General features: G+C 72.8%; 9 protein-coding genes and 1 pseudogene. 4 read left to right on the plus strand and 6 right to left on the minus strand.

Going from position 1 to position 7,205, the window contains the following annotated elements:
* From GA0115240_RS32315 to GA0115240_RS32325, 3 genes are all read left to right on the plus strand, one after another.
* A partial coding sequence (locus GA0115240_RS32315) for an NTP transferase domain-containing protein (RefSeq protein WP_161302610.1) occupies window positions 1–329 on the plus strand: 329 nt, incomplete at its 5' end.
* Between the two features lie 93 nt (window positions 330–422).
* Window positions 423–2,075: a malate synthase A gene (gene aceB, locus GA0115240_RS32320; protein WP_093742319.1), complete on the plus strand. Its 1,653-nt coding sequence runs from the start codon at window positions 423–425 to the stop codon at window positions 2,073–2,075.
* A 117-nt stretch (window positions 2,076–2,192) separates the two neighbouring features.
* Window positions 2,193–2,678 (plus strand): GNAT family N-acetyltransferase, encoded by a 486-nt coding sequence (locus tag GA0115240_RS32325; protein ID WP_093742320.1) that lies wholly within the window; start codon window positions 2,193–2,195, stop codon window positions 2,676–2,678.
* Window positions 2,679–2,699: 21 nt separating this feature from the next.
* On the opposite strand, the gene GA0115240_RS32330 is transcribed toward GA0115240_RS32325, so the two are convergent.
* The 6 genes from GA0115240_RS32330 to GA0115240_RS32355 all read right to left on the minus strand — a co-directional run bounded on the left by GA0115240_RS32330 (window position 2,700) and on the right by GA0115240_RS32355 (window position 6,656).
* Window positions 2,700–4,085, minus strand: a complete 1,386-nt coding sequence (locus GA0115240_RS32330) for an 8-oxoguanine deaminase (RefSeq protein ID WP_093742321.1) — start codon at window positions 4,083–4,085, stop codon at window positions 2,700–2,702.
* A 10-nt stretch (window positions 4,086–4,095) separates the two neighbouring features.
* Window positions 4,096–5,022, minus strand: coding sequence for a factor-independent urate hydroxylase (gene pucL / locus GA0115240_RS32335; protein WP_093742323.1), 927 nt, complete (start codon window positions 5,020–5,022; stop codon window positions 4,096–4,098).
* 5 nt (window positions 5,023–5,027) lie between these two features.
* Window positions 5,028–5,366 carry a hydroxyisourate hydrolase gene (uraH, locus tag GA0115240_RS32340; protein ID WP_093742327.1) on the minus strand — a complete coding sequence of 113 codons (339 nt, stop codon included), beginning with the start codon at window positions 5,364–5,366 and terminating at the stop codon, window positions 5,028–5,030.
* A complete protein-coding gene (uraD, locus tag GA0115240_RS32345; protein WP_093742329.1) occupies window positions 5,363–5,878 on the minus strand; it encodes a 2-oxo-4-hydroxy-4-carboxy-5-ureidoimidazoline decarboxylase in 516 nt (171 codons plus the stop codon). Before uraD ends, uraH begins: the two co-directional genes overlap by 4 nt.
* A 68-nt stretch (window positions 5,879–5,946) precedes the next feature.
* Window positions 5,947–6,324: a helix-turn-helix domain-containing protein gene (locus tag GA0115240_RS32350; RefSeq protein ID WP_093742330.1), complete on the minus strand. Its 378-nt coding sequence runs from the start codon at window positions 6,322–6,324 to the stop codon at window positions 5,947–5,949.
* Window positions 6,321–6,656 carry a hypothetical protein gene (locus tag GA0115240_RS32355; RefSeq protein WP_256070140.1) on the minus strand — a complete coding sequence of 112 codons (336 nt, stop codon included), beginning with the start codon at window positions 6,654–6,656 and terminating at the stop codon, window positions 6,321–6,323. The genes GA0115240_RS32350 and GA0115240_RS32355 overlap by 4 nt, the downstream gene beginning before the upstream one ends.
* 280 nt (window positions 6,657–6,936) lie before the next feature.
* On the opposite strand from GA0115240_RS32355, the pseudogene GA0115240_RS32360 reads away from it, so the two are divergent.
* Window positions 6,937–7,205 (plus strand): annotated as a pseudogene (locus GA0115240_RS32360) (hypothetical protein); the annotation flags it as partial.

Below are 7,205 nucleotides of genomic sequence, written 5' to 3' on the forward strand. Positions count from 1 at the left end.
TGATCGCCCTGGTCGACCAGCCGGGCGTGGGCGCGGAGTCCGTGGCCCGGGTGCTGGCCGCGGCCCGGGCCGGCCAGGACCTGCTGTCGGCGCTGGTGTCGGCCATGTACGGCGGTCGGCGCGCGCATCCGGTGCTGATCGGGGCGAGCCGCTGGGCGGGAGTGGCGGGCAGCGCCGGCGAGGACCGCGGGGCGCGCACGTACCTGCGCGAACACGCGGAGCAGACCCTGCTGGTGGAGTGCGGCGACGTCGGTGACGCGGCGGACATCGACACCCCCGCCGATCTCCGGCTGCTGGCAGCGGCCGCCCAACGTGCCACAGAACGTTGAACTTCCGCAGGGCGAAAACTATGATCCACTGGGCAGAAGCGCCCGTATCGCCACCCGGCCGGACCCCCTTTGCTCTCCGGAGGAGTCACCCGCATGTCCGCAAGTTCGCCGTCCCCGGCCGTCGTTTCCGAAGCCGCGCCGCGGGTGGCCCGCGGCCAGGAGGTGCTGACGCCGCCGGCGCTGGCCTTCCTCGGCGAGCTGCACCGCCGCTTCGCGCCGCGCCGCGCGGAACTGCTCGAACTGCGCCGCCTGCGGCGGGCCGAAATCGCCCGCACCGCCACCTTGGACTTCCTGCCGCAGACCGCGCACATCCGTGACGGCGACTGGCAGGTGGCCCCCTGCCCGGACGCGCTGAACGACCGCCGAGTGGAGATCACCGGCCCCACCGACCGCAAGATGACCGTCAACGCGCTGAACTCCGGCGCGAAGATCTGGCTCGCCGACTTCGAGGACGCCTCCGCCCCCACCTGGGAGAACGTCATCGGCGGCCAGCTCAATCTGATCGACGCCTACGAGCGGCGGATCGACTTCACCTCCCCCGAGGGCAAGACCTACGCCCTCAAGGACGCGGCCGAGCTCGCCACCGTGGTGACCCGGCCGCGCGGCTGGCATCTCGACGAGCGGCACCTGACCGTGGACGGCGAGCAGATCCCGGGCGGCCTGGTCGACTTCGGGCTCTACTTCTTCCACAACGCCCAGCGCCTGATCGACCTGGGCAAAGGCCCCTACTTCTACCTGCCCAAGACCGAGTCGCACCTCGAAGCGCGGCTGTGGAACGACGTGTTCGTCTTCGCGCAGGACCGGCTCGGCATCCCGCAGGGCACCGTCCGCGCCACCGTGCTGATCGAGACGATCACCGCCGCGTACGAGATGGAGGAGATCCTCTACGAGCTGCGCGACCACGCCTCCGGGCTCAACGCGGGCCGCTGGGACTACCTGTTCTCGATCGTGAAGAACTTCCGCGACGGCGGTGCGCGGTTCGTGCTCCCGGACCGCAACGCGGTCACCATGACCGCGCCCTTCATGCGGGCCTACACCGAACTGCTGGTGCGCACCTGCCACAAGCGCGGCGCCCACGCCATCGGCGGGATGGCCGCCTTCATCCCGTCCCGGCGGGACACGGCGGTCAACGAGGTGGCATTCCAGAAGGTCAAGGCCGACAAGGACCGCGAGGCCGGCGACGGCTTCGACGGTTCCTGGGTGGCGCACCCCGATCTGGTGCCCATCGCCCGGGCCTGCTTCGACGCGGTGCTCGGCGAGCGGCCGAACCAGAAGGACCGCCTGCGCGAGGACGTCCGGGTCACCGCAGCCGAACTCATCGACATCGCCTCGCTGAAGGCCAGGCCCACCTACGCCGGGCTGCGCAACGCGGTGCAGGTCGGCATCCGCTACATCGAGGCGTGGCTGCGCGGCACGGGCGCGGTGGCCATCTTCAACCTGATGGAGGACGCGGCGACCGCGGAGATCTCCCGCTCCCAGATCTGGCAGTGGACCACCACGGGCGTGCTGCTGGAAGGCGGCCCCGGCGAGCCCGGCTCTCCCGGCGCGGCCGAGGTGAAAGCCACCCCCGAACTGGTCCGGCAACTCGCCGCGGACGAACTGGTGGCGATCCGCGCCGAGGTCGGCGAGGACCTCTTCGCGGTGGGCCGGTGGACCGAGGCCCACGAACTGCTGCTGAGCACCGCTTTGGACACGGAGTACGTCGACTTCCTGACGCTGCCGGCCTACGAGCGGCTGGCGGGCTGAGCGGCACGCGGGCCGGGCGGCTGTCCGGCTGCAAGGGCAGCCGGGTTGCCCCGGGCCGGGATCGGGCCGGCGGAAAACCCTTGGTGCGCCCGCCGGCCACCTGCCAGGCTGCCCACCGTGCTCATTCGCGACGTGACCCCCGACGACTGGCCGCTGATCTGGCCGTTCCTGCACCGGATCTGCGCCGAGGGCGAGACCTTCAGCTATCCGACGGACATGGCCGAGGAACAGGGCCGGGCCTACTGGCTGCTCGACGCGCCCGGCCGCACCGTGGTGGCGGTCGAGGGCGGCGCGGTCCTCGGCACCGCCAAGATGAACCCCAACCAGATGGGCAACGCCGCCCATGTCTCCAGCGCCAGCTTCATGGTCGATCCGGCGCACTCCGGGCAGGGCGTCGGTCGCGCCCTGTGCGCGGAGGCGCTGCGCTGGGCCGGTGAACAGGGCTACCGGGGCATGCAGTTCAACGCGGTGGTGGCGAGCAACACGCCCGCCGTGCGGCTCTACACATCCCTGGGCTTCCGGGTGATCGGCACCGTCCCGGAAGGCTTCCGGCATCCCCGGCTCGGCTATGTGGGCCTGCACATCATGTACCGGGAACTGTGAGGCCCGCCGCCCTCGGGCGGCTCAGCGCAGGCCGGCCACCTCGGCGAGCCGCCGTGCCTCGCTGCGGGTCAGCCGGGCCAGTTCGTCCTCGTCCGCCCGGGTGAGCCGGCCGTTCTCGACCACCGGGACGCCGCCCACGAGCGACAAGGTGACCGGGGCCGCGGCGCCGAGCACCAGTGCGGCGACCGGGTCGGCGATCGAGGCATGCGCGAGGCCGTCGAGCTTCCACAGCACCAGGTCGGCGAGTTTGCCTGCCTCCAGGGAACCGATCTCGGCCGCGCGGCCGAGGACTTGGGCGCCGCCGTAGGTGCCCAGCCGCAGGGCCTGCCGGGCGCCCATCGCCTTCTCCCCGCCGCCCAGCCGGTTGATGAGCAGCGCGTTGCGCAACTCGGTGTGCAGCTCACCCGATTCGTTGGACGCGGCGCCGTCCACGCCGAGCCCCACCGGCACCCCGGCGGCCAGCATGTCCGGCACCCGGGCGATCCCGGCCGCCAACCGGGCGTTGGAGGACGGGCAGTGCGCGACCCCGGTGCCGGTGCGGGCGAAGGCGGCGATGTCGGAGTCGTTCATGTGGACGCAGTGCGCCATCCACACGTCCGCGCCGAGCCAGCCGGTGGACGCGAAGTAGTCGGTCGGCCCCATCCCGAACAACTCGTGGCAGAACTTCTCCTCTTCGACCGTCTCGCTGCCGTGGGTGTGCAGCCGCACCCCTCTGCGGCGGGCCAGCACCGCGGCCTCCCGCATCAGTTCGGTGGACACCGAGAACGGCGAGCAGGGCGCGACCGCGATCCGCAGCATGGAGCCGAAGGACGCGTCGTGGTACGTGTCGATCGCCGACTCAGTGGCCAGCAGGGCCTGTTCGGTGCTCTCCACCGCGAAGTCCGGCGGCAGCCCGCCGTCGCTGCGGCCCCGGTCCATCGAACCGCGGGCGGCGGTGAACCGCATGCCCAGTCCGGCCGCCGCCCTGATCTCGGCGCCCAGCAGGTCGCCCGCGCCGCGCGGGAAGACGTAGTGGTGGTCCATCGCGGTGGTGACCCCGCCGCGGGCGAGCATCGCCAGCGACCCGGAGGCGGCGGCGTGCACCATCGGCTCGTCGATCCGCGCCCAGGTCGGATACAGCTCGACCAGCCAGTTGAAGAGGTTGCTGTCCTGGGCCAGGCCGCGGGTGAGCCACTGGTAGAAGTGGTGGTGGGTGTTGACCAGGCCCGGGGTGGCCAGGTGGCCGGTGGCGTCGATCCGCCGGGTGACGCCCTCGACCGCGGGCGCGGGTCCCGCGCCGACCGACTCGATGAGATGTCCGGCGACCACGACGTACCCGGTCGCGTACTCCGTGTCGGCCGCGTCCACCGTTGCCACCGCGCAGTTCTCGATGACGATGCGCTCGGCGCCGTGCCCGTCGACTGCCATGTCCGTCCTCTCAGTCCGTCACGGGGATGCGGGCCTGGGCCCCTTCGCGCAGCACGGTGCCCTCGATGAGCCCGTAGGGGCGGTCGGCGGCGAAGAACACCTCGTTGTCGTTCGCCAGGCCGAACGGCGTCAGGTCCACCGGGAAGTGGTGCTTGTTGGGCAGCGACAGCCGCACCTCGTCCAGCTCGGCGCACTGCTCGACGACCCGGCTGCCCATCGCGAACAGCGTCTGCTGCAGCGACAGGGAGTAGGTGTCCGCGAAGGCCGCCAGCAGATGGCGGCGCGCCTGCCGGTACGACTCGTCCCAGGCCGGGGCGGGCTGGGCGGGCTGCTCGCCGCCGGTCCAGCGGAATCGCCAGCGGGCGGTGACCTCGGTGGCGAGGATCCGGTCCCTGGTCTCCTCGAGCGTGGTGTAGGCGTCCCGCACGAAGCCCCAGAACTCGGAGTCGGTGGAGTTCATCACCACCAGGTCCTTCAGCCCGGACACCACCTGCAGGTCCTCGCCGTCGAAGACGACCTCGGCGGTGCGGGTCTCCTGGCCCGTGCGGACGAAGGAGTGCTCGCCGCTCGCGCCCGGCGGCGCGGTGATCCGCTCCCAGCCGTACTCCTCGATCCGGACCCGGGCCCGGTGGATGGACGGCCGGCTGGTGACGAAGTGCCGGGCCAGGCGGATGCCGAAGTCCTCGGCGGACGCTATGCCGTGCTCCTTGGCGAAGGCGAAGACGGTGTTCTTGGCGGTGTCGGTGGGCAGTACGGCGGCGTTGGAGCCGGACCGGTGGACGTCTTCCATCGCGCCGGACAACGCCACCGAGACGCTGAGGTCCTTGATGTGGTGGGTGGCGCCGTCGCGGACGATCCGCACCACACGCGTCTCCGCCTTGCCGTACTGGTTGGGGCCCAGCCGGGTCACGCGGGCGGGACGGGATTCGGCGGTCATCTCTGCTAGCTCCCTCGGTATACGGAGTAGCCGAACGGACTGAGCAGCAGCGGCACGTGGTGGTGCTCGCCCGGCACGACGGCGAAGACGACCGCCACCTCCGGGAAGAACGCCGCGCCGCGCGACGCACGGAAGTACGGCTCGACCTCGAAGCGCAGCCGCGCCTGGACGGCGGCTGCCGGCAGGGCCGGCCAGTCCTTGCAGCGGCCGTCCGCGCCGGTCGCGGCGGCGCCGTGCCGGGTCCAGGCGGCGTCCGGGGCGGTGCGCGCCGACAGCTCGACGGCGACGCCCGCGGCGGGTCGGCCGGTGCCGGTGTCGAGGATGTGGGTGGACACGGATGTCATGACGGCTCCTCCTCGGCCAGCCGGCGCACCAGCCCGGTGAGCCGGATCCGGTTGATCTTTCCCAGTTCGGCGCGGACGATCTCCCGTTCGGTCGCCTCGTCGTTGCCGGTGCGCTCCTTGAGCGCGGCCAGCATCTCGGCGCCGCTGCGGCCGGTGGCGCAGATCAGGAAGACATGGCCGTGGGCGTCCTGGTAGGCCAGGCCCCACCGCAGGAGGTCGGCGCGCTCCTCGTCCCGGACGCCGCTCTGCTCCCGCGCCGAGGCCGGGTCGCCCGGCGCGGGGCGGCCGATCGGCGGGTGTCCGGCCACCGCTTCGCCGAGATCGGCGGCGGTCAGCGCGGCCATGGCGGTGTCAGCGGCCGCGAGCAGCTCGTCCACCCGGGCGTACGGCCGGCCGGCCGCGATCGAGGCGCCCCAGGCCGTACTGGCGCAGATCTCGTGCAGCAGCCGGGACAGCAGCGGTGGTGCGGCTTCGTTGAGCCGGGTCAGACCCGGCGAAGCGCTGGGAGTCACACGGCAAGCTAAGAGCCGCCGGACCGGAACGTCAACAGATTGTTGAAAACTCTGCGTTACGGTTGCGCTCACTGCGCCGATCGGGCGGTGTTCTCCCGGTTCAGGTAGTTGTAGACGGTGAAACGGCTGACCCCGAGGGCGGTGGCGACCGTTTCCACGCCGTGGCGCAGCGAGAACGCGCCACGCTCCTCCAAGGCCCGCACGATCGTCTGCTTCTCCTTGCGGCCCAGCTCGGACAGTGGACCGTGCCGGCGGCGGAGGTCGGCGAGGAGGTGGTCGAGGGAGTCGGCCAGCCGGGGCAGCCGGACGGCCAGCACGGCCTCGCCCTGCCAGCTGAGCAGCACGTCGTCGTCCCGGGCGTCGGCCGGGGCGACGATCTCGGCGCCGATCGCGCCGACCAGGGGCGCGACGGCGGCGGCCAGCGGATGCGGTTCGGGGCCGGTCACCTCGGGTCCTCGCCGGACCTCGCCGGGCCGGGTATATCGCCGGGAGCCTCGCCCGGGGTGGCATCCTGCCCGGCCGCCGGCGCCCGGCCGGCCTCGCCGAGCACGTTGACCTGCAACGACACCCGGGTGGCCCCGGCCGCCAGGGTGCGCCGCAGCAGCTCGGCGACCGCTTCGACCACCGCCTCGGCGGAGCCCTGCGCGGTGTTCCCGAACGGGCCGACGTCCACCGCGTCGAGGGCGGCGGCCCCGAGCACCTCACGGGCCACCAGGGCGTGCTCGGGCGGCTCGTCCAGGTCGAACGGCTCGGTCGTGCATTCCAGCCTCAGTATCACCAGGGCCCCCACGGCTGCTGCGAGGTTCTCCGCCCTCCACCGGGGAGGGCGACTCGGTGGCGACCCTAGCCGACCCGCCCGTCCCGGTCCGGGCGAGCGGCCGGCCCCGCCCGGAGCGTCGGGCCCGGCGCCGGGCGGCGGGACGAACCCCGCGCCTGGGCGGGATCGGGTCACCGGCTGTCCGTGTCCGGTCACAGCGGCGCGGACATCCTGCACTATGGATGGACGACATCGTCATCTTCGGCGTCATCCGCCGCGGCCGGACCGGGAGTTGCGAACCATGGCAGAGAGTGCGCTGGTGCACTGCCCGGCCTGCGGGCGGGAACACAGCTACACCGCACCGACGTTCCCCTGCGCCTGCGGCACGCCGCTGTCGCCGCCGGTGCAGCCCGGCGGGCGGCCGGCGCAGGTGCGGCACCTGTCGTGGGAGGAGTCCTGGGTGCGGCTGCGCTGCCCGGACTGCGGGCGCCGCGACCACTGGCCGCAGCCGGAGTTCGGCTGTCCCTGCGGCGCCCTCGTGCGCCTCCCGGTGGACACCGGCGCGGCCCC

It is taken from the genome of Streptomyces sp. DvalAA-14, assembly GCF_900091855.1.
Taxonomy (GTDB): Bacteria; Actinomycetota; Actinomycetes; order Streptomycetales; family Streptomycetaceae; genus Actinacidiphila.

What these genes read in the sequence shown, in the direction of transcription:
- aceB (WP_093742319.1), top strand. Translation starts at nt 423, where the DNA reads ATGTCCGCAAGTTCGCCGTCCCCGGCCGTCGTTTCCGAAGCCGCGCCG.
- GA0115240_RS32330 (WP_093742321.1), bottom strand. Translation starts at nt 4,085, where the DNA reads ATGGCAGTCGACGGGCACGGCGCCGAGCGCATCGTCATCGAGAACTGC.
- pucL (WP_093742323.1), bottom strand. Translation starts at nt 5,022, where the DNA reads ATGACCGCCGAATCCCGTCCCGCCCGCGTGACCCGGCTGGGCCCCAAC.
- uraH (WP_093742327.1), bottom strand. Translation starts at nt 5,366, where the DNA reads ATGACATCCGTGTCCACCCACATCCTCGACACCGGCACCGGCCGACCC.